Origin of the sequence: Acidaminococcus nyctereutis, assembly GCF_052216985.1 — a bacterium.
GTDB classification, from domain to species: domain Bacteria; phylum Bacillota; class Negativicutes; order Acidaminococcales; family Acidaminococcaceae; genus Acidaminococcus; species Acidaminococcus fermentans_A.
Genome location: NZ_JBQOUY010000013.1, coordinates 58128 through 79500, shown reverse-complemented (window position 1 = coordinate 79500; position 21373 = coordinate 58128). Strand labels below are relative to the sequence as shown.

Below are 21373 nucleotides of genomic sequence, written 5' to 3'. Positions count from 1 at the left end.
TAAAAAGCTGAGTTTTGGGGGGAAGGGGGAAGTATACCCTTTTTCTCTTGCCTTTTACTGCCAGGAGTAAAAAGAGACAACAAAAAAGGAGCTGTGAAGAAATGAATCCTCATTTCTTCACAGCTCCTTTTTGGGGAAGTCGCGGGTCACGAGTTACGACCCCAAAGCCATTCTGCTGCTTTATGCGGCGGAACGGCTTTTTATCAGCCCCCACCCCGGCAACAAGATCAGATACACCGCCAGAAAAACTGAACCATGGGGAGCCCCTGTCGAATCTAGGACAGTGGCACAGGCGATGGACCAAGGAATAAGCGGGGAAATCACCACCGCTGTGTTCTCCAAGTCCAGGGCCAGCTGTTCCCGATCTGGAACAAAAGGCCGGCACAATTGATGAGTCAGCATGATGCTCAAAGTCTGGTTGCAGGAAACCATCCCGGTAAACAGAGCTGCCAGGATCAGGGAAGGGTAGGTCCCCAGCTTCTCCTTCAGCTTTCGGAACAGTGTCTCTATGCCCTGGAGCAACCCAGTCCCCTTGAAAATGCCTCCGAAAGAAGCGGACAAGCACACGATGGCAGCGACCCGGACCATGGAAACGATTCCCCCGCCGCTGAGCATATTGGCATATTCCGGATCTGACAGATGGTAGCCGAAAAACAAGATCCGCACCACATGTTTCCAGGGCCATCCCTGGAGGAAATGGCTCAGGATCAAGGCGCAGACAATGCTCACGGCCATATTCTTCTTAACGGAAAACCGGAAGAAGCTCAATGCCAGGATGCTGACTGCCGGCAAAAGCAGCCAAGGGGTAAAATTATAGATATTGTACAAACCGCTGACCAAGTTTCCCACCTGACCTGCCCCGGGCAGCCCCAGCCCCAATACAAGGTAAAACAAGCTGGCCATTCCAAAAGGAACCAGGGCAAACCGAGCCATGTTCCCGATGTTCTTATAGATGTCCGTTTCCGTCAATACACTGACCAGCAGGGCGCTGGTAGAAACTGGAGACATCCGGTCCCCAAAATAAACCCCTGAAAGCATAGCGCCGCCCGTATAAAGAGACGGGATTCCCAAGGTTTCCCCCAGGGACAGAGTGATCACCCCCATGGTAGCTGCCGTGCCGAAAGAAGTCCCTAACAGGAAGGAAACGGCGCAATTCAGCCAAAAAGTCAGCAACAGGAATACGGAAGGCCGGATGAACCGGACTGCCAAAGCGATGATGTAGCCGATGGTGCCGGAGGCCCGCCAGGATGCCGTCAGCATGCCGATCAGAAGGAACACCAGGAAGATGGTCCTGACCGACAGGACCCCCTGCCAGGCCATTTTCGCCACGGCCTGAAAAGAGTGGCCCCGATACAGTCCATAACCGAAAAACAGCAAAAGCCCCAGAAACAAAGCTCCCAGCAAGGGTAGTCCCGTAAAGATACAGACAAAAAGGATCAGGCAGAACGTCCCTAGGATGAGATTTTCCATGATTGCAAGACTCCTATACATTACATTTCTATTTTTCCATAAATAAAAGAACGCTGCTGCGAAAATGTTTCTTTTATTTTACCTAAAAAAAGTCCTTTTTGTCAGCATAAAAACAGGGCTGCTGCACGTCCCTTGCAGCAGTCCCTCTATTTTTTATTCTTCCTTTCCCTTCGTAAACCGGTTCGCTGCCACTGTAATACAGAACGCAAAGAAGGCGGACAGGAACATGCACAGGGCAAAGCCCAGCACATTGTTGGACAGGGTGGGCGCCACGATGCTGGGCACATAGGCCGTCCCCCGCACATTGAAGTAACCCACAGCCACACCGCCTACCCCGGCCGCAATGATGGCCCCGGCCATCACCACTTTATTGGAAAACATGAAGGGATAAGCCGCCTCTACAAAGGTCCCGAAAGCCATGTTGATGAACAGTCCCGGAATAGCCAGGGCCCGGTCGTCCTTCCGCCGGGGAGCCAGGATATTGGCCGCCATGATTCCGGCGGACACCATCACCAGACCCACCATATCGATGGCTCCCAGGAAGGAGTTCCCGGTCTTTTCCATTTCCAGCAGGATGATGGGCAGGATGGCTGCATGGTACATACCGCCTATGATGGCTGGCCAGATCAAAAGGCCGGCCAGCCCGCCGCAGAGCATGGGATGGATGGAGAAGGCCCAATCGATCACATAACGGATCCCGTTCCCCACCGCCTCCGCCAGAGGCGCGATGAACAGATAGACCAACAGGCCGGCAGCCAGGCCGGCAATGCCCCCGGCCACGATATTGGCTGTGGTAGCAGGGAAGTTCAGCTTCAGGCATTTGAGCAGCAGGAACTGGACCAGGATCCCAGCGAGGATACCCCCGATGATGCCTCCGATCAGCCCGCCTTTCACGGACAGGATCCCGGTGACCACGCCGGCCACGATAGCCACATCCCCCATGCCGGAGACCTGTTTGGCGGCCACCGTGGCTACGATCACCGGCAGGGCATCGATCATCACGTTGAAGATCTTTTCAAAGTAAGCCAGTCCGGGCACTTTGCTGAGAATCAATGTCAATGCCATGGCAATGAAGCCGGGCAGGGAGGCCATCAGGATCCCCCGGACGCTGATCCGGGACAGGAGACTGGTCTTTTCTTCCGGTCCTTCCGTGGTCACGCCCCCGTTCATAGCTGGCCGATAGCTCAAGTTCCAGTACTTAGCCAGGGCGAACACATTGGCAATAGCCCGGGTCCGGTTAGTGGTGCCAGTAGTGCCGGATACCGCCACCACATTGAGCCCCATGGATTGGGCCAGGGCCATGGACGTCCCGCCAGTACCGGTGGCAGCCAGTTTCTTTTCTGCAGCTGCCTCCATGGCCCGGGCATTGGCGCCCTTGGGGTCGCAACTGGCCAGGATCAGTCCGTCCACTTTCCCTTCATCGATGAGACCGGCGATCTTTTCGTCTTCCAAGACTGCTTCCCGGTTCACCTCTTCCAGAGTCCCTCGGAAAATGACCCGGGGCTGCTCACCGTCCCAGATCCACAGGGCTGCCTTGGTTTCCGGTTTGGCGGTATCCATAGAGGATTCCGCCGCAATGAATTGGATGGCAGCCAGCTGGATGCCTGCCGCCTTGATCTGCCGGACCATTTCTCCCAATAGAGACGCCGGATCTTTCCCTCCTAGGTTGTACAGATTGCCTCCGCTACTGCCCAGGATTGCTGCCGTTTTTGCCATATACAGGACCCCCTCAGGAAATTGAAACGGCCCGTCTTCCTCAGCCGGACCGTTCTGTTGTTTTGCTTTACTCCGCTAGTGTACTAAATTATAGAGTTCCTGTCAAGATGTAACTCTTGCAGCAGTGGAATTGTCCCTTCACTCGATCCACCGGATCCATTCTTCCCGGAACCGGTCATGTTTCTTGATTTCCCCTGCTGGATAACCCAGGGAGAACATGGCAAAGGCCTCTTCTTCTGCTGGCAGCCCTGCGATTTTCCCCACAGCCGCCATCCGTTCTGTCCGGGGATAGACCCCCATCCAGACACCGCCCAATCCCTGGGCATCGGTTTCGATCCAGAGATTTTCCAGGGCCGCACTGGTATCCACTGGAGCAAATTCCGGCAGCTGGCAGTCTTTCCGGTAGCTGATTACCAGGAGCACCGGCGCTTCCGATGCAAACGCGGAAAAATGGCTGACCGCCGCCAGTTCCTGGATCTTTGCCCGATCCGTCACCACAGTAAAGCGCCAGGGCTGCTGGTTGCAGGCAGAAGGAGCCGCCATGGCGGCCCGGAGGATCTCCAGGATCTTTCCTTTTTCCACAGGCTTGGACAGATATTTCCTCACACTGGTACGATGAAACAAGTTTTCCATTAGTATGGATCTCCTTTCCCTATTTCTGTAAGGTTACTATACCAAAGCCGTCCCGTTCCCGCAAGGAGATTCCCTGTGGGAAATCCTTGATAGGTCCTGTCGTGGAAGCTATCCTGTCCTTGGTACCGTGCGCAAGATATTCTTTCCATTATTTTGTCTAGTGGAACCCCTGATCCATTTATCGGAGTGAACGGAAAAGCCCCCATTGATACCCATCAATAGGGGACTTTTTTATTTCTGTATTAGACGCAGGCGTTTATACAATTTATAATGAAAATGTATTGATTCTATTATTTTATGATACTTTTCGTTTTCAGGAGGCAAACAATGATCGATTTGAGAAGTGACACATTGACTTTACCGGACCGTCCTATGCTGGAAACCATCCTTTCTGCTCCGCTGGGGGATGATGGCCGTCTCGACGCTGCTGGACGGGGGGAAGATGCCACCGTCAACCGGCTGGAAGACCTGTCAGCTGCCTTGACGAGAAAAGAAGCGGGGCTCCTCTGCACCTCCGGGACTTTGGGGAACCAGGCGGCGGTCCTTACTTGGTGCCGCCCGGGGGATACTGTCCTGGTCAACGACCTGCAACACCTGGACCGGAGTGAAAAGACGGCCTTCGACCCTCGATTCGGACAACTGAAAAAAGCCATCTATCATTTGGATAAGGCTTTCCAGCCTGATCTGACGGAAATCGAAGACCAGTGTAAAACAGGGAAGATCAAACTGCTCTGCCTGGAAAACACCCATAACTACACAGGGGGCACCTGCATCACGGAAGCCAGCCTGAAAAAGATCCATGACCTGGCCAGCCAGTACCATGTCCCAGTCCATATGGACGGAGCCCGTCTCTTCAATGCATCTCTATACTTGAAGACACCGGTGGATCAGCTCTGCCAGTATGTAGATTCCGTTCAGTTCTGCTTTTCCAAAGGGCTGGGAGCACCGGTAGGTTCCGTACTGTGCGGCTCGCGGGATTTCATCCGGGACGCCAAGGAGACCCGGAAACTGATGGGCGGGGCCATGCGCCAGGCCGGCATCATCGCCGCCCCCGCCATCTACGCCCTGGAACACAATATCCCACGGCTCCAGGAAGACCACGACAATTGTGCCGCCTGTGCCGCCCAGCTGCAGGATCTGAGGAAAATCATCGTCCAAAAAGATGTCCAGACCAATATCCTCATGCTGGATGTAGTGCAATCGGGCATCACCCCTCAGGAATTCTGCAGCCGGGCCAAAGCCAAAGGGCTCTGGATCCGTCCCATCATCAACACCTCCGTCCGTCTTGTCTTCTATAAAGGGATCACCCGGCAGGATGCCCTGGACGCAGCGGCTATCATCCGGCAGCTGGATGCGGAACTGTAAAATAGCCAGATTCGAGCCAATCTGGAAAGGAGCATAAATATGGTCATCCACGGAAAGAAAATCTCTCTCACCACGCAAATCTTCACGGCCATGGTCCTAGGGTCCCTGGCAGGACTAGTCGGCGGAAAAACCATGGTCCAGCTGGGCTTCATCGGGGATATCTGGCTGAACTGCATCAAAATGATCGTCATCCCCATGGTGGTCTGCACCATCATAACAGGGATCATCTCCCAGGACAATCTGACTTCCCTGAAACGGGTCAGCCGCCGGATCATCACCTACTATGTCATCACCACCGTCCTGGCCTGTGTGGTAGGACTGGTGGTTGCTTCCGTCCTGCAGCCCGGGCACTATGCCAACTTTGCCGGACTGGCCGCCAAAAAAGTCACCGGCAGCGTGGACATCACCTTTGCCGGGTTCCTGAAGGATCTGTTTTCCACCAATATGATTGCCTCCTTCGCCAAAGGCAATATCGTCCAGACCCTGGTCATTTCCATCCTCCTGGGCATTGCCATCCTGAAGATGAAAAATGAAGAACATAAAAAGACCATCAAGCAGGTTTTCGAAGCTGCCAACTCTATGATCTTCTCCCTCATCAATATGATCATGCAAGTCTCCCCCATCGGGATTTTCTTCCTCATGGGCAGCTCTTTCGGCAAATACGGCGCCGGCATCTTTACCAGCATGGCCGTCCTGGTAGGGACCTACTATGCCGCCTGCCTGGCCCACGTACTGATTGTCTACGGAGGCTTCCTGCTGGTCTTCGCCCATATCAATCCGCTGAAGTTCCTGAAAGACAGTGCAGAACTGTGGATCTATACCTTATCCACCTGCAGCTCCATCGCCTCCATCCCGGTCAACATCAAAGTCGCCAAAGAAAAATTCGGGATCCCGGAAAAGATTTCCGGTTTCACCATCCCGCTGGGTTCCCAGATGAATACCGATGGATCCGTACTGCTATATGCCTGCGTCATCCTCTTCATCTGCCAGATGGAGGGCCAGCACATGTCCCTGCCCCAGCTGATCAATGTAATCTTCATTTCCACCATCATGTCCATGGGCGGCGGTGGCATCCCTGGCAGCGGGATCGTGAAGCTGATGGTGGTAGTCCAGGCGGTCGGCCTGCCCATTGAAGTGGTCGGCGTCATCGCCGCTTTCTATCGCCTGTTCGATATGGGGACCACCACCAACAACTGCCTGGGTGACCTGGTCGGTACCGTCATCGTCGGCAAAGCCGAAGAAAAATCTGAAAAACGCGCCTAGACTCTCTGGCAAAGGAATCTGCCCCTAGTATATAATGGGGGCAGATTTTCTTTTGGGGAGGAAAAGCCATGTTCCGATATGTGGACTATATCTATAACGTATACAAAGAAAAAAGTTTCAGCCGTGCTGCCGAGAAGCTGCACATTTCCCAATCTTCCCTCAGTACGACGGTCCGGAAAGCCGAACGGGAAATCGGATCCCCCATCTTCAATCGGGATACCATGCCCATCAGCCTGACGGAATTCGGCCAGAAATATATCCAGGCTTCCCAAGCCCTGTATCTTCTGAAGAACGATCTGGACCGCTACATCTCCGAGATGAAGACGACGGTCAAGGGACGGGTAGCTATCGGGGCCAGCAGTTTTTTCTCCACCTACCTCCTGGCCGATGCCATTTCCGAATTCCGCAAAGAATATCCGGAAGTGAAGATCGAACTGTTCGAAAATGTAACACCCTATCTGCAGAAACGGCTGGACAGCGGCTTCATCGATCTGATGATCACCAATACAAAAATGGACCGTTCCCGGTACCGGAACCTGCGCCTGTTCGATGACCATCTCTACGTCATGGTCCTCCCTGCCCTCTGTCCAGAGCTGGTTTCCCTGGACAGGCAGGCGGATTTCCAAAAGATCGGAACTGAAGAAGAAAACCATCTCCCCGCCATTTCTTTAGCAACTTTTGGGCAGACGCCGTTCCTGCTCCTGCGAGAAGGGAACAATCTCCGCCGCTGTACCGATGGATTGTTCCGGGAAGCCGGCATCAAACCGCCCATCGTCCTGGAAATGGACCAGACCAATACCCTGTATTCCATGGCCCGGCTGGGCATGGGCGCCGCCGTGGTCGGCAGCTTCCTGATCCGTAAAATGGGGACCCCGTCCGATGCCCTTTTCTTCCGTCTGGACAGCCGAATTGCCGAACGAGGGACCTATGCCAACATCCTGCGCAGCCGCATCCAGTCTCCGGCCCTGGAACGGTTCCTGGACAGTCTCCAGCAGCAGTGCCGGGACCGGGAAATATAAAGAAACAAAAAAGTATGATATAATAAAAAGAAATTATCTTACAATTCCCCAAAGGCAGGCGATTCCATGGAACGTTCCAAGACAAAAGATATGACGGCAGGCAGCATCCCCCGGCTGATCCTGGAATTCGCCCTGCCGCTCATGATCGGCAACATCTTCCAGATGCTGTACAATACGGTGGATTCCATCGTCGTGGGGAATTTCGTAGGGACTCAGGCCCTGGCTGCGGTCAGTTCCACTACTATGATCACCAATATGTCCGTTTTCTTCTTCAATGGGTTCTCCATCGGCGCCACGGTGATCATCGGCAAATATTTCGGAGCCAAGGACCACAAGCTGCTCCACCGGGCCGTAGAGACCACCATGGGCGCTACCTTTGCCCTGTGCCTGCTGTTCACCGTATTTTTCCTGGCCGGCACCGATTTCATGCTCCGTTTCATGAAGACGCCAGCCGATGTATTCAATCAGGCGGCCCTATATCTCCGTATCTATTTTGCCGGCGTCACCGGTCTGCTCCTCTATAATATGGGCAGTGGCATCCTCCGGGCCGTGGGCGATACGAAACGGCCCCTGTACTTCCTGATCCTCACCAGCCTCCTGAACATCTTCCTGGACCTGCTCTTTGTTGTGGTGTTCCATTGGGGCATTGCCGGCGTAGCCTATGCCACCATCCTGGCCCAGTTCATCTCTGCCGGAGCCACCATGGCCGTCCTCCTGCAGACCCGGGATATCTACCGGTTCTCCTTTGCAGACCTGTGCCTGGACCGGGGGCTCCTGAGCCAGATTTTCCGGGTGGGGCTGCCCACGGCCATCCAGAGCATCATCACTTCCTTCTCCAACATCTTTGTCCAATCCTATATCAACTTCTTCGGAGCCGTCGTCATGGCCGGCTGGGGCTGCTACAACAAGCTGGACCAATTCATCATGCTGCCAGTCCTTTCCATGGCCATGGCTGCCACCACCTTCGTGGCCCAGAACATGGGCGCCCACAATGAAAAACGGGCCATCGACGGAACGGTCACGTCCATTCTCATGAGCCTGGCCATTACAGGCGCCGTCGCTGCCCTGCTTTTTATCTTTGCCGATACTTCCATGCGCCTGTTCACCGGAGACGAACCCGTGATCAAAGCCGGTGTGACCTTCATCCACATCAACATCTTCTTCATGCTCTTCAACTGTGTGAACCAGGTCTTGGCCGGAGCCCTGCGGGGCCGGGGAGATTCCATCGGTCCCATGGTCATCATGCTGCTGACCTTTGTCCTGATCCGCCAGATCTACCTCTACCTCATGACCCGATTCATCAACAATACGCCCATGACTGTCGGCTTCGGCTACCCCGTAGGCTGGATGAGCTGCTGCGTACTGGAGGTACTGTATTTCTACTTGTTCTGGAAGCATAGGAAATAAAAAAGAAGGGGTGTGAAAAATTCACAGCCCCTTCTTTTTTACAATACAACCGCCACAATGAAATTATAGGCAGCCGCTGCCAGCACACTGATGGGTACCGCCCGGAGCAGCAGCTTACTGAACAAGGTACTCCGGTCCTCCTCTTTGGGAGTGGATCCTAGGATCAGGGAACCTCCGGAAGAGAAAGGACTGATGGCACTGGACTGAGCTCCCAGTACGGTGCAGGCAAAGAGCACGGCAGCCGACAGCCCGGTACTTTCCGCCAGTCCCGGGATCAGCGGGAACAAAGCCGGTGTCACGACGCCAGTGGTGGAGCTGAAGAAGCTCATGATGGCGGCGATGATGGAGAAAGCCAGGGGAATCAGAGGCGTGGGCACATGGGCTCCCACCCAGGCACTGAGCATCTTGATGGTCCCGGCCTTCACCGCTACGGCAATCAGCATGCCGGCTCCGGCAATCATGATGATGGTATTCCAGGGAATCTTCGAAATGGCTTCCTTCTGGGGAGCCAGCTTCATCAGCAGGGCGATCACCGCGAAAATAATGGCCACGAGGCCCACATCCACTTTGGCGGCCAGGTAAGAGATGGCTGGATTTCCCGGCATCAGAATCTTCAGCAGCGGGAAGATCAGGACCACCACCATCATCACCAGCATCAAAGTCAGCGTCCGGCTCTGGATCGGGGTAAAAGGCTCCGGTTTTTGGAAGGTCACACCCTGGCCGATATTCCGATTGGCTTTGATTCCATACCGGAACACCGTAATCAGGAGCAGGGAGAAAACAAGAGAAAGCAGGAAGATTTCCATTTCCATGTTGAATGAATCCATAGGTGCCTTGACTTTCAGGGCCTCATAAGCGGAATCGGAGAGACCGCGGAAAATCACCCCCAAGTTGGACGTAGGGAAATTCCCGCCGCACAGGGCTCCGCAGTTGATGGCCACAGCCCCGGTCAGTTTGTCCATTTTGGATTCATCACAGATCAACATGGTGATGGGCGCCAGGAAAGCCAGTACAGTAAAATACGTCGCTCCCATCACCGAAAGGATCACCGCCACTCCAAAAAGAGCGTAGGGCAGCAGACCCGGAAATTTCCGGCAGGAATACAGCAGGGATCCGGACATCTTTTCCAGGGTCCCGTTAATGGCAGCCACATTGTAGAACAGCGAAACGGATAAAATCACAAACATGGTACTGACAGGCCAAAAACCGATGATGGCCTTCGGTTTCAGCCCCATCACCAGGCACCCGATCAGATAGGCAAAGACGATACAGAACAGGCCGGTGTTCAGGCCGGTCTTATAACCCAGATAAATGGCGATGGCAATGGATAGGATAATGACGGCACTCAGCATATGTGTTCCTCCTCCGGATCAGGCTTCAGTCCTTGGCTGCGCCCACAGGTTCCTCTTTGATGCCCAGCAGACGGTAGGGAATGGTCTTGGTCATGTAATAGACCTGTTCTTCCGGGATCCCGTATTCCACCAGGTAATGCATGTATTCATAGATTTCCGTTTCCCAATCCGGGTTTTCCGTCTGGCCTCCGTCCGTATCCACCATCACATGCTGGTACCCCACGGCCTGGATCAATTCGGCATTTTCCCGCAGATTCAGATGGTACTTCTTCCCTTTCCCCATATTTTGGGCATAGCACCGTTCCAGGATCACATCATAATCTTTCACCAGCCGGAGCTGATCTTCCAGGGTATAGCCGCAGACCCACCATTCCGGATGGGTGATCACGATTTTTCCCACGCCGGCTTTCCGGGCAGCTTCCACCACCACAAAAGCTTCTTCCGGAGAAACATGGGCCGTTGCCAGCACCGCATCATAGTCTTTGACCAGACGGAATACGGCTTCCAGTTCCGGGATCACTTTCCCGTCTCGGATCAGCTGGATTCCATCAGCGGGATCTTTCCCCATTTTTTCCAGATGCCGCCGGGCCGACTGGGTGGGCAACCAGATGACCTTGGCTCCCAGTTTCAATCCCTTTTCCACAGCCTCCGGATTCACGCCCCCGATGACTTTGTTCATCACCACGCCGCCATACATGGTGAACGGAGTGTTTTCTCCATAGACTTTTTTCACATAGGCATTGGCAATGGCCGCCCGATTGACCGTAAAGCCCAGATGGGATTTGATGACAATGGCACGGGCCCCCACCCTGACAGCCGCATCAGCCAGCTCTAGATCGTTGTAGGCCCGCAGCCGCAGGTCCGGATTGGTGTGGACGTGCATATCGCAAATTCCCTGCAAAGATACTCTGCTCATATTCTTCTCTCCTTGTTTCACAAGTATTCTGAATAGCCTTGCTTTTAGTGTAGCTTGTGCAAGGCTATTGCAGAACGGGAGAATATGCTATATGATGTATCGGAAAAACCGATATCCAAGGAGGTTTCTATGGATCTGCGCGAACTGCATTACCTGATTGCCATTGCCGAAGAAAAAAGCATTTCCCGGGCGGCAGAACGGCTGTATATGGCCCAGTCCAGCCTTTCTCAATTTTTAAGTGTGACAGAGGCCCATCTGGGCTATCGCCTGTTCATCCGGACCGCCAGCGGTGTCCGTCCCACGGACCAAGGCAAACGGCTGATCCAGTTTGCCCGGGATACCCTGACGGAATTCCACAGAGCCAAAGATGAAATGCAGGACATCAGTGAACTGAAAGGAGGCAAGGTGATCCTGGGGATCAGTTCTTTCCGGGGATCCTTCCTGCTGCCCCCGGTCCTCCAGACCTTCCGGACCCTCTATCCGGGCATCCACGTCCAAATCGTAGAAGAAAATTCCCTGGATCTGGAACAGATGCTGCTGACCGGAGAAATCGACCTGGCCCTCCTGGTTATGCCGGAAAAGCACAGCCGCATCCAGACCCGTTTCCTGATGAACGATGAAATCTGCCTGATCACCCATCCCAGCCACCCAGTGATGGAGCTGGTGCACCAGGGCCAGGACGGGCAGCATCCCTCCCAGCTTTCCCAATACATCGATATCGAAGAAGCCGCCCAGTTCGAATTCCTGCTCAGCGGCTACGACACCATCCTGGGACGGGAAGCCCGCAGGATTTTCCTGCGCCATGGGATCAACCCTACCGCCTACAATGAAAATCTTTCTGCCCTGTTCGCCGCTTCCCTGGGAGCCAACGGCCTTGGCCTAGCCTTTACCTATGCCAGTTCCCGCCAGTATTTCCACAAAGCCCAGCTGCTTTCCTTGGGCAAAGACGGCACCTCCATCGCCCTGGGCACCGCCATGGCCCCGGGCCGCTACCATTCCAAAGCCACCCAGGCCCTGGATCAGGTGATTTTCGAGACACTGGGGAGATGAGAGACAATCCATAAAAAATAAATTTCGTACCAAAAATATTGCAGAATCAATATTTTTGGTACGAAATTTATTTTATGTACAGCCTATTTCCCTTGAAAAATATTGTTTTATGAGATATGATGGACAGGAAAGGAGGTTCCATCCATGCTGAAACGAAAAATCAATCAACAACTGGCAGCCTGGAAAAAGCGACCGAATCACCAGCCTCTCATCATCAAGGGAGTCCGGCAATGCGGAAAGACCGCTTCTGTACTGGATTTTGCCCATTCCCACTATGCCCATACTGTTTATCTTAATTTTTTCGAAAATCCTCAATATGCCAAAATATTCCAGAACAGCCTGTCCGTGGATACCCTGACCATGCTCATGTCCGTCCAGCTCCCAGACGCGGTCTTCGAACCGGGCAGCACCGTTATCATCTTGGACGAAATCCAGGAATGTCCAGAAGCCCGGACGGCTTTGAAGTTTTTTAGCCTGGACGGGCGTTATGATGTAATCGCCACAGGGTCTCTGCTGGGCGTCAGCGGCTATGGAACCCCCAAATCCATCCCAGTGGGCTATGAACAGCTCATGATCATGTATCCCATGGATTTCGAAGAATTCCTTTGGGCCCAAGGCATCAAGGCGGAAGTCATTGGTTTTCTCCGCACCTGCCTAGAAAAAGAACAGCCCGTTCCTTCAGCCCTCCATGAAAAAATGAGGGAACTGTTAAAGCTGTATACGATTGTGGGCGGGATGCCAGCTGTCGTCCAAAGCTTTGTAGAACGGCACAATCTTCAAGAAGTCCTTCTGCTCCAACGAAATATCATCCATTCTTATGAAGATGACATGGTCAAGTATGCAGAGAATCGGGATAAAGGCCGCATCCGTCAGTGCTTTGCTTCTATTCCCCGGCAGCTGGCCAAAGAAAATAAGAAATTCCAATATTCTGTAGTAGAGTCCCGGGGCAATGCCCAAAAATTCAGCAGTTCCCTCCAATGGATCGAAGATGCCGGCATCATCTGCCGGTGTTACAATCTGTCTCTGCCAGATTTGCCCCTGGAAGGGTATGCGGTGGACAACATATTCAAAGTCTATATGGCAGACACAGGACTTTTCGTCAGCATGCTGGAAGACGGCACCCAGTCAGATATCCTGCACGGGAATATGTTGGGATACAAAGGTGCCATTTATGAAAATCTAGCCGCTGATTTTTTCCACAAAATGGGACGAAAGCTGTACTATTTCCATAAGGATTCCGGGCTGGAGATTGATTTTGTCATCCGTTTAAAAGGAAAAGCCACTCTGGTAGAAGTAAAAGCCACCAACGGGTACGCCAAGAGCCTGAAAACCATCCTGTCTCAGCCAGAACGGTATCCAGTAAACCAGGGAATCAAACTAGCCGACACCCAGCTGAACCGCCAGGGAAAAATCCTGAACCTGCCGTTCTATATGGGATTCCTGCTGACGGAAGTATAAAAAGGGACTGCTGCACGTACAGAAATTATACGTATAACACCCCTTACCCATTTTTTATGTTTAAATCATACAGCTCTCTTCCAAAGGTGGAAAGTCTTTCATCGAATATACGCCACAACCTGAAGCATCACCTACATATAAACACATATTTCGCATTGTATGACTGGTTTTTGCCCATGCCGACTGAGTCGCATACGTTGTTAAATCACATCCCGTATCTGCATTTGCCAATGCTACTGCCAGATGCAGACAAATCCCACAGCCTATCTGAGTATCATACGTTGATGCTACAATGACTTTGGCACCCATACTGAAAGCAATTCCCGCAATGCTTAGGGCAGGATATAGCCCTCCGCACTTGCATAGTTTTATGGTAACCGCATCGGCAGCGGCAGTACTGAAACAGTGTACTGCATCCCCGACAGAATGGATTCCTTCATCAATGAGCATAGGAACGCCCGTTGCCAACCGTAGTGCTTTCAACTCTCCTACCCTGTCTGCCGGAAGAAATTGCTCATAAAATTCAAGTTTACAGTCTTTCACTCCTTGAATCAAAGAAAAAGCCTCCGAATAAGTATACCCTCCATTGGCATCGATTCGGATTTTTACATCCATCCCTACAGCTGCTCTGACAGCCTTGATCCGTTCTATATCAGCTTCCACAATGCCACCAACTTTCATCTTAAGGCTGCAGCATCCCTGTGCTATATACTCTTGAGCCTGTTTTACAGCAGTGCCGGTATCTACAATGCTTATATGCCGATTCAAAGGTACGGAGTCCCGAACTTTTCCCCCTAACAGGACATAGAGGGGAATCCCCAGCCTTTTTGCCGTCAAGTCATACATTGCGCAGTCGACAGCTGCTTTAGCAGCCTCATTCCCAGGAATGGTATAATCCATGACTTTATGGGCCATAGATAACGCATCCCTTTCCAATCCCAGGATTACCGGGAGTAAAATTTCCCGCAGGACCAGCTCAGTCATATGGCTAGTTTCACCAGTGAACTTTTCCAACGGAGTTGCTTCTCCAAATCCCACGTTGCCAGCTTCATCTTCCAATCGCAAAAGGACATGTGCTTTTTCCTGTTTGGGTGTACCATAGCTGGTTGTCAAGACAACATGAGGTCGAACCAAATAATATACTTCCCCACGAATGATTTGGGGCATGGCGGCTCCCTCCTTTTGATAGGCGGCTATATTGCTTTTCCAAAGAACACTGAAAAACTTCCACAGTTTCAACTCATAAAGTAAAACCTACGCCTCCAGGACCGAGAGGCAACCCCAACGCGTTCCAAATAAGCAAGAGAATGATCCATGTAACAAAAAAGGTAAAGGACAACGGTAACGTACGAGAAAATATACTTCCCAAACCAGCATCAGCATCATAACGGCGGATCACTGCAAGATGCATACCGATAAAGGGCTGCAAAGGAGTGATAATGTTCGTACAAGAATCACCGATTCGGTACAAAACCTGCGCAGCCTCCGGCGTATAACCCAAATAGTACATAAAAGGTACAATAATGGGGGAAAGCAGCGCCCATTTACTAGAACTGCTGACCAAGAACAGATTTACAAAGCTGACGATTAAGATGACGGTAATGAATAGAGGGACCCCTGTAATGCCGTATTCCACACAAAACGATGCCAGTTCAATGGCTAGGACATTCGCAATTCCAGACCGCCCGAATGCAGCAATTGCATTGGAAATTGGAAACGCAATCACCAAAAATCCAATACAGTTTTTTAGACCATTTTCCATTCCCTTGACAAGCTGCGCCACATTTTTCATGGTCCCTGTGGTCCATCCAAAGACCAATCCAACAACAATAAAGTAAAGCATCATAAAAATCACAATCCCATCCAACAGGATTTGATTCAATATTCCTATCAGAAAAGCCCAATAAATCACAGTAGCCAGAAGGGCTCTATGGAGTCCTTTATTGACAAGTTCGGAAGGCAGAAATTCTTTCTCCGCATTTTTGATTTCAATAGAAGCCTGGCAGTAATCATATTTGGGATTCCACTGTCCATAACGTGGCATTAAAAATTTGTTGACGACTAGTGTAGCAACAACTGCGATAACAAGAGTCGATGCAAACATAAAATAATAGTTACAGGCAATAGATACAGAAGCATTGGGTTTAACCAGTTGATAAGCGGTGGTTGAAATCCCAGCTAGCAAAGCATCTGTTCCTGTCAGCGCTAAGTTTGCCGTAAATCCTGCCGTAACACCGGCAAAGCCTATACACAGCCCAAAAATAGGGTCTTTATGAGCCGCATGAAAAAGAGCTGCTCCCAATGCAGGGATAATAGCTGAAGCTGCTCCTGAAGCAATATTGCCGCAAATCCCCACGAACAACAGAATAAATACCAGCCATTTTTCAGGAACTACTGCTATTTTTTTCATGGCCTCATTTAAAAGACCGCTGCCTGTCGTAACACCCAACCCAATCATCATCACCAAGACTACACCCAAGGGAGAGAAACTGGTATAGTTCTTGACCATCGATTTTATCATCCAGGTTAAGTCCTTGCCATTAAGGAGGCCTTTGACCATCACCGTTTTTCCAGTAGAGGGATCCGTTGCCGAAACACCATTTAGCAGCTGGGACAAAATCAAGACAAAAAGCCAAACCAAGAAAAACAGGATAACTGGATTTGGTAATTTATTTCCCACCACTTCGATCAAACGAATGATTTTATCAAAAAAGTTTTCCTTTCCTTTTATTTCCTTAAATTTTCCATTATCCATTGTTATTCCCCCATCCACCTCAATACCCATAAGAAGTAAGGTTGGTACATTTACTTAAATTTTTATGCTCCTTGTTCTAAGACGCTCTCCAGCAATTCCAGAGCCTGATTCAAACTGTCATTGACATAATTGATTTTTTCTTCGATTTCTATAGTCAATTCATAGGATCGATCAGAATGCTCTTCTGTTTTCAGGAGTTCATCGATTTTCATAAGAGAAGGTACCTCCGGATAAGAAAGAGCGTCATCATTATGATAAAGATTCCCCGTGGTAAAATACAATGGGACTAATATACGCCCCATTTTTAATATGCGATTGTCTCCCATTTTCTCTATTTTACCAGGAGCAAAAGCCATCTTGCTTTTCCGGACAAGCTGAACTGCCTTTTGATGGATCTTGCTCAAATCCACTCTTTTTCCTGCTTTTTGCCGCCATTTATCTATCGCCGCAGCAATTGACTGTGCTGTCTCATCAAAATGCAGGGGCAATACCGGGGCTGTTAAAAAAGTCCAAATGTATTCTAAGAATATTTTCACATCTCGAAGATAATTCACTGGATCGATTACATCGATTGTGTCGAGCGGAGTGTGCCACCACCAGCCAAGATCTGCATTGCCTTTGTCCAAATACAAAGTCCCATCCGGACGCTTGTGGTATACTTGCTTTGAAAAGGAAGCAAAAGCGCTGCTGACACCGCAGGGCCAAAAACTTTGGTCAGCTACTCTTTGGCACCGAGTCCCTTTAAACTCAACACCTGTTTGCCGTTTAATGATTTCCTTGGCCAATGGTTTTGTTTCCGGCATGATGATGGAACGAGTGATATCGTTGGCATCCTTCCCGCCAATTGTATCTGCATTTACATTAACAATACAATTTCGATGCATTTCTTCCCAGTAATGGATAAAATACCAGGCAGATCCGGCATATCGTCCGTGAGAATGCCCTGAAAAATTAATGACTCTAAAATTATGTCTCAGTTGATCTTTATGTTTCGCAACAATGCGGGCCACTTCCAGCTGCGCAGCATTTACTGTTCCATTATCCGTTGCTCCATAGTACCAAGAATCCAAGTGCCCTGAAAAAACGACAAATTTTTCAGTAGGGATGCTTGCCTTAATTTCAGCAGTTAAGGAAGGTATTTTTCGCCAACCGTTATCCATTTTCACTTTGATTTTGATAGGAACTTCAGAACCATCTGCCCGCTTTTCCTGGACGGTCTGACGAATAATCTGAGAATAAGTTTCATTTACAGATACAACAGGAATCCGGGGCAGAAGCCTTTTTGAGCTTGTAGTTGGAGACCCCCATGCTCCTGACGGAATACATTCCCGAAGAGGGTCATCTTGCAAGGCAATGACCGCAAGTGCGCCTGCTTTTTCTGCTTTCGCAACTTTTTTATATATGGCTCGGCCATCAAAAGCGACAACTTTTCCTTGAATCTCAGAATCGGTTAATTTCTCCGAAGTTTCCATAAGAGTTTTGTCAAGATAAATCAAGGGGCCTTCTACGAACTTTCCATGGGTATCAGCAGACATCGAGTGCGCACGAGAAGGAATTTGCATTCCATCGAATTCAATTTCACTTTCCAGTGGCAAACTGATATAGGCGTCATGTTTTTCTAGCCGAACATTGTATCCGAGATTTTCCAACACTTTCTTTTGATATTGAAACGCTTTCCATTCGTCCTCGGAGCCTGACAATCGTTCCCAGTGGCTGATTCTTTTGACATGTTCCATCATCTTTGAAACTGAAATTTCGTCCAGGATTTCTTGTTCCATGATTTTTCCCTTCTGATTTACATGATTATTTTCCAAATTATAAGTTTTTATCATTCTTGATAGATTCAGTATAAAGTTGACTATGATATTACACAAATGGTATATTTTAATTATAAGCAATTAAAATAAGTAATAATATTATGAAAGCATCACCCTTCATTTTCTTGATTTACCACTTTGGACACCCTGCGTGGCAGAAAGGAGTTTCTATGAACTTAACCGACTGGCAGATTCTCCAATCACTATCTGAAACCCACAATATGACAAAATCCGCTCATCAACTCTTTCTCTCACAGCCCACCTTAACAAAACGCCTCAAAAACTTGGAAAAAGAATTTGGCCGCCCATTAATCATACGTCACGCCCAAGGCATTTCTTTTACAGCAGAAGGTAATTTTCTCGTCCAGAAAGCATCAGGAGTCTTGGCCAAATATGCCGAATTGAAGGATCATATCCAGCATATGTCACAAACGGATTTCACAGGAATCATCCCGGTTGCTGCAAATGCACCATTTGCACGTACATACTTGCCGCTGGCCATCGCCAAATTCCGCAAACAATATCCCCTGATTGATTTCGATATCCAGGTCGGATATACTTTAAACAATTACCGTCGTCTCTACCGCAATGAAATTCCATTAGGATTTATCCGAGAAGCTTTCAATTGGCCCTTTCAAAAACTGCTTGTTGCAGAAGAAAAGACCTATGTTATAGCAAACCATCCTTTTCGATTGCAAGATTTGGAAAGCATTCCGGAGATTCAATCTCGTTTCAGTGCGAGCCTGACGGCGTCTATTGAAAAATGGTGGCACACTTATTTTTACGGTCCCGCTAATACCACAATTCGTTGTGAAGATTCCAGCATTGCCATCGAATTTGTACGCCAGGGTTTGGGCTATACAATCGTTCCCGGCATCCAATTGTTAGGAAGAGAAAAAGAATTCTATCGTCTGCCTTTGCGCTCTCCAGACGGTCATTATTTTCTGAGGCGGACCTGGCTTTATTACAAGAATTTAAGTTTGGAAAATATCCTCTATAGGTCCTTTATACACTTTTTAGAAACCCTTACTGTGCCTGACGGTTCGCAACCAGATCTTGATGCTCCTGCTAACGATTTTGAAACAGCTTATATTTGAGAATCCAAGAGAGAACCTTGTTCAAATGCGAAATATAAGAGAAAAGTGGCTTCAACAGAGAGTTCTCGTGATGAGGATATCGCCAAATTTGCTGAAAAAACAGGGCTGCAGAAGATATCGGCTTTTTCTTGCCGATATCTTCTGCAGCCCTGTTACCTATTTGGATCTATAAGAAATATTAAGTTCTTGTGGACACTCCTGTTCACAAGACTCCTTATCTTTCAATAGAATAGATATATCTAAGCTGCATTTCACCTCAACCACCACGAAGAATTGAAAGGGAATAGATATATTTTTTCCATTTTATCGAAAAAAGCTTCCATTTGAGAAGAGGGTTCCATAATAGAATTTGAAGAATTGGAATCCAGCCTCCTTTATGTAGAATTCACTTCTACAGTTTCTCATTGCTACCAATCATACTGCGAACGCACCGGTAATCTGATTTCTAGCAATGATATCTTCCAAACAGAGTAGTGTGATTTCAATGCACCCCCAGTCGAAAGTCTGAACTCGGAAAGCCTCAAGTCAGGATCCGCCTGTCTGGCTCATTAAACAGATATTTCTTCTCCAGATACCGGAGGAAAGGACGGGCATCCAGCCCCTTGCCCGTCAGCCGCTGGAGCATTTCCGTCCCCGTAAACATACATCCGTACTGACGGATATGGCCATCCAGCCATTGGTTCAGCCGGACAAAATTCCCCTGGCTCAGATCTTTTTCATAATCAGGGAGATCTTGCTGCAGCCGTTCCAAGATCTGTCCATCATAGATATTCCCCAGGGCATAGCTCTGGAAATACCCGATATAATCTCCGGCCCAATGCATATCCTGGAGGATCCCTTCCGTGTCATTGGCCGGCTCCACGCCCAGCCATGTCCGATATCCTTCATTCCAGGCATCCCGCAGTTCTTCTGCTTTGATCTTTCCCGCAAAGACATCCCGTTCCAGCTCGAACCGCAGGATGGCGTGCAGGCTGTAGGTCACTTCATCTGCAGAAATCCGCCGGGGAGAAGGTTTGACCCGATTGACAGCCCGATAGAAAGTTTCTTCTGCGACTTCCTTGTAGCGGGGAAATACCTGCTGCAGCAGGGGATAATAATGCTCCCAGTAGCCCCGGCTCCGGGCCACCATATTTTCATTCAAACGGGACATGGCTTCATGGAAGCCTCCCTCGATGCCTCCCCACAGGTCCGCCTCATTCACTTCTGCATTGCCCCCTGTGGCATACATGGCATGGCCGGCTTCATGCATACAGGTAAAGATCAGCGCAATGCTTCCATTCCGATACGTGGAAATACGGGAATCCCGAGGCCCCAGAAAAGAAGTGAACCCATGGACCACTTGATCATTGAAATGGCCCTTTTGCGGATCGTACCCGCTCTCATAAGCCAGCTGATGGGCAAAAGCTTCCATCCGGTCTGGGTCCTCCTGCTGCTCCAAGAAATCATCCGCCGGGCTATTTTGCGCATCCAACGGAAGCTTTTCCAGCAGCTGACGGATTCCCTGCTTCAATACCGTGAACTGTCCACTGACTTCCCGGCAGTCCAATCCTTCATCCGTCATCCCCACCAAGGTATCAAACGCAGACTGTCCCGGTTCGATTTTTTCTGCAATCTGCTTTTTCAATTGGAAAGCCTGTTCCAGCCAAGGTCTGAAAATATGGTAATCCTGCTGCTTCCTGGCTTCTTGCCATTTCTGCATCAAAGTCACTCGTAACAGGTTGTACTGTTCCAGGACTTTTCGGGGCATCCGCACCGCATTACGGTACCGGAACAGAAACAGGCGGACCAAGCCTCTTTCCAGATCAGAATCAATGGTCTGCCAATCCCCTCCCGAAAAATAAGCAAAAGCTTCTGCGGCCCCAGGAGATGCAAACAGGGCATTTTTCTGATCAGCGACAAACGAGCCCACCTGCTGCCGATAGGCAGCACCTTCCGGCGGAAGCGCAGACCACTGATCCAGTTCGAACAGGGATTCAATGGATTTGTAACAGCGGAACGCATGATGCAGCTCTTTCACCACAGCAAGCTGTTCCTGATATCCCATGATGGCTCCTC

16 protein-coding genes are annotated in these 21373 nt (G+C 50.1%); 7 read left to right on the top strand and 9 right to left on the bottom strand.

Annotated features, from left to right (window positions below; genetic code table 11):
* Positions 1-180: 180 nt before the first annotated feature.
* From ACTUHY_RS07865 to ACTUHY_RS07855, 3 genes are all read right to left on the bottom strand, one after another.
* Positions 181-1470, bottom strand: coding sequence for a Na+/H+ antiporter NhaC family protein (locus ACTUHY_RS07865; protein ID WP_442827281.1), 1290 nt, complete (start codon positions 1468-1470; stop codon positions 181-183).
* A 153-nt stretch (positions 1471-1623) separates the two neighbouring features.
* Positions 1624-3186, bottom strand: coding sequence for a PTS sugar transporter (locus tag ACTUHY_RS07860; protein WP_442827280.1), 1563 nt, complete (start codon positions 3184-3186; stop codon positions 1624-1626).
* A 138-nt stretch (positions 3187-3324) separates the two neighbouring features.
* Complete coding sequence (locus ACTUHY_RS07855) at positions 3325-3819, bottom strand: nitroreductase family protein (protein WP_442827279.1); 495 nt, start codon at positions 3817-3819, stop codon at positions 3325-3327.
* A gap of 327 nt (positions 3820-4146) precedes the next feature.
* Here ACTUHY_RS07855 and ACTUHY_RS07850 point away from each other — a divergent pair, with 327 nt between their 5' ends.
* The 4 genes from ACTUHY_RS07850 (at position 4147) to ACTUHY_RS07835 (ending at position 8873) form a co-directional block, all read left to right on the top strand.
* The gene (locus ACTUHY_RS07850; protein WP_442827278.1) at positions 4147-5184 is read left to right on the top strand and encodes a threonine aldolase family protein; all 1038 of its coding nucleotides are present in this window, start codon (positions 4147-4149) and stop codon (positions 5182-5184) included.
* A gap of 39 nt (positions 5185-5223) precedes the next feature.
* Positions 5224-6447: a dicarboxylate/amino acid:cation symporter gene (locus ACTUHY_RS07845; protein WP_442827277.1), complete on the top strand. Its 1224-nt coding sequence runs from the start codon at positions 5224-5226 to the stop codon at positions 6445-6447.
* A 68-nt stretch (positions 6448-6515) separates the two neighbouring features.
* Positions 6516-7466: a LysR family transcriptional regulator gene (locus ACTUHY_RS07840; protein WP_442827276.1), complete on the top strand. Its 951-nt coding sequence runs from the start codon at positions 6516-6518 to the stop codon at positions 7464-7466.
* 66 nt (positions 7467-7532) lie between these two features.
* A complete protein-coding gene (locus tag ACTUHY_RS07835) occupies positions 7533-8873 on the top strand; it encodes an MATE family efflux transporter (protein WP_442827275.1) in 1341 nt (446 codons plus the stop codon).
* A gap of 38 nt (positions 8874-8911) precedes the next feature.
* Here the strand turns inward: ACTUHY_RS07835 and ACTUHY_RS07830 are convergent, their stop codons facing one another.
* Both ACTUHY_RS07830 and ACTUHY_RS07825 read right to left on the bottom strand, forming a co-directional pair.
* Positions 8912-10225 (bottom strand): SLC13 family permease, encoded by a 1314-nt coding sequence (locus ACTUHY_RS07830; RefSeq protein WP_442827274.1) that lies wholly within the window; start codon positions 10223-10225, stop codon positions 8912-8914.
* Between the two features lie 25 nt (positions 10226-10250).
* On the bottom strand, positions 10251-11141 hold the full coding sequence (locus ACTUHY_RS07825; RefSeq protein WP_442827273.1) for a DUF6282 family protein: 891 nt from the start codon (positions 11139-11141) through the stop codon (positions 10251-10253).
* 129 nt (positions 11142-11270) lie between these two features.
* On the opposite strand from ACTUHY_RS07825, the gene ACTUHY_RS07820 reads away from it, so the two are divergent.
* Entirely contained in the window at positions 11271-12191 is a 921-nt protein-coding gene (locus ACTUHY_RS07820) for a LysR family transcriptional regulator (protein ID WP_270420525.1), read from the top strand.
* 144 nt (positions 12192-12335) lie between these two features.
* Positions 12336-13649, top strand: coding sequence for an ATP-binding protein (locus ACTUHY_RS07815; RefSeq protein WP_442827272.1), 1314 nt, complete (start codon positions 12336-12338; stop codon positions 13647-13649).
* Between the two features lie 60 nt (positions 13650-13709).
* Here ACTUHY_RS07815 and ACTUHY_RS07810 read toward each other — a convergent pair whose 3' ends face one another.
* From ACTUHY_RS07810 to ACTUHY_RS07800, 3 genes are all read right to left on the bottom strand, one after another.
* Entirely contained in the window at positions 13710-14816 is a 1107-nt protein-coding gene (locus tag ACTUHY_RS07810) for a mandelate racemase/muconate lactonizing enzyme family protein (RefSeq protein WP_442827271.1), read from the bottom strand.
* 73 nt (positions 14817-14889) lie between these two features.
* Positions 14890-16404 (bottom strand): AbgT family transporter, encoded by a 1515-nt coding sequence (locus tag ACTUHY_RS07805; protein WP_442827270.1) that lies wholly within the window; start codon positions 16402-16404, stop codon positions 14890-14892.
* Between the two features lie 62 nt (positions 16405-16466).
* On the bottom strand, positions 16467-18182 hold the full coding sequence (locus ACTUHY_RS07800) for a M28 family peptidase (protein ID WP_442827269.1): 1716 nt from the start codon (positions 18180-18182) through the stop codon (positions 16467-16469).
* 209 nt (positions 18183-18391) lie between these two features.
* Between ACTUHY_RS07800 and ACTUHY_RS07795 the strand changes: the two genes are divergently transcribed.
* On the top strand, positions 18392-19318 hold the full coding sequence (locus ACTUHY_RS07795; RefSeq protein ID WP_270420520.1) for a LysR family transcriptional regulator: 927 nt from the start codon (positions 18392-18394) through the stop codon (positions 19316-19318).
* A gap of 520 nt (positions 19319-19838) precedes the next feature.
* Here the strand turns inward: ACTUHY_RS07795 and ACTUHY_RS07790 are convergent.
* Entirely contained in the window at positions 19839-21362 is a 1524-nt protein-coding gene (locus ACTUHY_RS07790; RefSeq protein ID WP_442827268.1) for a gluzincin family metallopeptidase, read from the bottom strand.
* Positions 21363-21373 lie beyond the last annotated feature (11 nt).

Coding starts and splice junctions, on each gene's coding strand:
- ACTUHY_RS07805 (WP_442827270.1), bottom strand. CDS start 16,404: ATGGATAATGGAAAATTTAAGGAAATAAAAGGAAAGGAAAACTTTTTT.
- ACTUHY_RS07800 (WP_442827269.1), bottom strand. CDS start 18,182: ATGGAACAAGAAATCCTGGACGAAATTTCAGTTTCAAAGATGATGGAA.
- ACTUHY_RS07865 (WP_442827281.1), bottom strand. CDS start 1,470: ATGGAAAATCTCATCCTAGGGACGTTCTGCCTGATCCTTTTTGTCTGT.
- ACTUHY_RS07835 (WP_442827275.1), top strand. CDS start 7,533: ATGGAACGTTCCAAGACAAAAGATATGACGGCAGGCAGCATCCCCCGG.
- ACTUHY_RS07825 (WP_442827273.1), bottom strand. CDS start 11,141: ATGAGCAGAGTATCTTTGCAGGGAATTTGCGATATGCACGTCCACACC.
- ACTUHY_RS07850 (WP_442827278.1), top strand. CDS start 4,147: ATGATCGATTTGAGAAGTGACACATTGACTTTACCGGACCGTCCTATG.
- ACTUHY_RS07840 (WP_442827276.1), top strand. CDS start 6,516: ATGTTCCGATATGTGGACTATATCTATAACGTATACAAAGAAAAAAGT.
- ACTUHY_RS07810 (WP_442827271.1), bottom strand. CDS start 14,816: ATGCCCCAAATCATTCGTGGGGAAGTATATTATTTGGTTCGACCTCAT.
- ACTUHY_RS07855 (WP_442827279.1), bottom strand. CDS start 3,819: ATGGAAAACTTGTTTCATCGTACCAGTGTGAGGAAATATCTGTCCAAG.
- ACTUHY_RS07860 (WP_442827280.1), bottom strand. CDS start 3,186: ATGGCAAAAACGGCAGCAATCCTGGGCAGTAGCGGAGGCAATCTGTAC.
- ACTUHY_RS07830 (WP_442827274.1), bottom strand. CDS start 10,225: ATGCTGAGTGCCGTCATTATCCTATCCATTGCCATCGCCATTTATCTG.
- ACTUHY_RS07820 (WP_270420525.1), top strand. CDS start 11,271: ATGGATCTGCGCGAACTGCATTACCTGATTGCCATTGCCGAAGAAAAA.
- ACTUHY_RS07795 (WP_270420520.1), top strand. CDS start 18,392: ATGAACTTAACCGACTGGCAGATTCTCCAATCACTATCTGAAACCCAC.
- ACTUHY_RS07790 (WP_442827268.1), bottom strand. CDS start 21,362: ATGGGATATCAGGAACAGCTTGCTGTGGTGAAAGAGCTGCATCATGCG.
- ACTUHY_RS07815 (WP_442827272.1), top strand. CDS start 12,336: ATGCTGAAACGAAAAATCAATCAACAACTGGCAGCCTGGAAAAAGCGA.
- ACTUHY_RS07845 (WP_442827277.1), top strand. CDS start 5,224: ATGGTCATCCACGGAAAGAAAATCTCTCTCACCACGCAAATCTTCACG.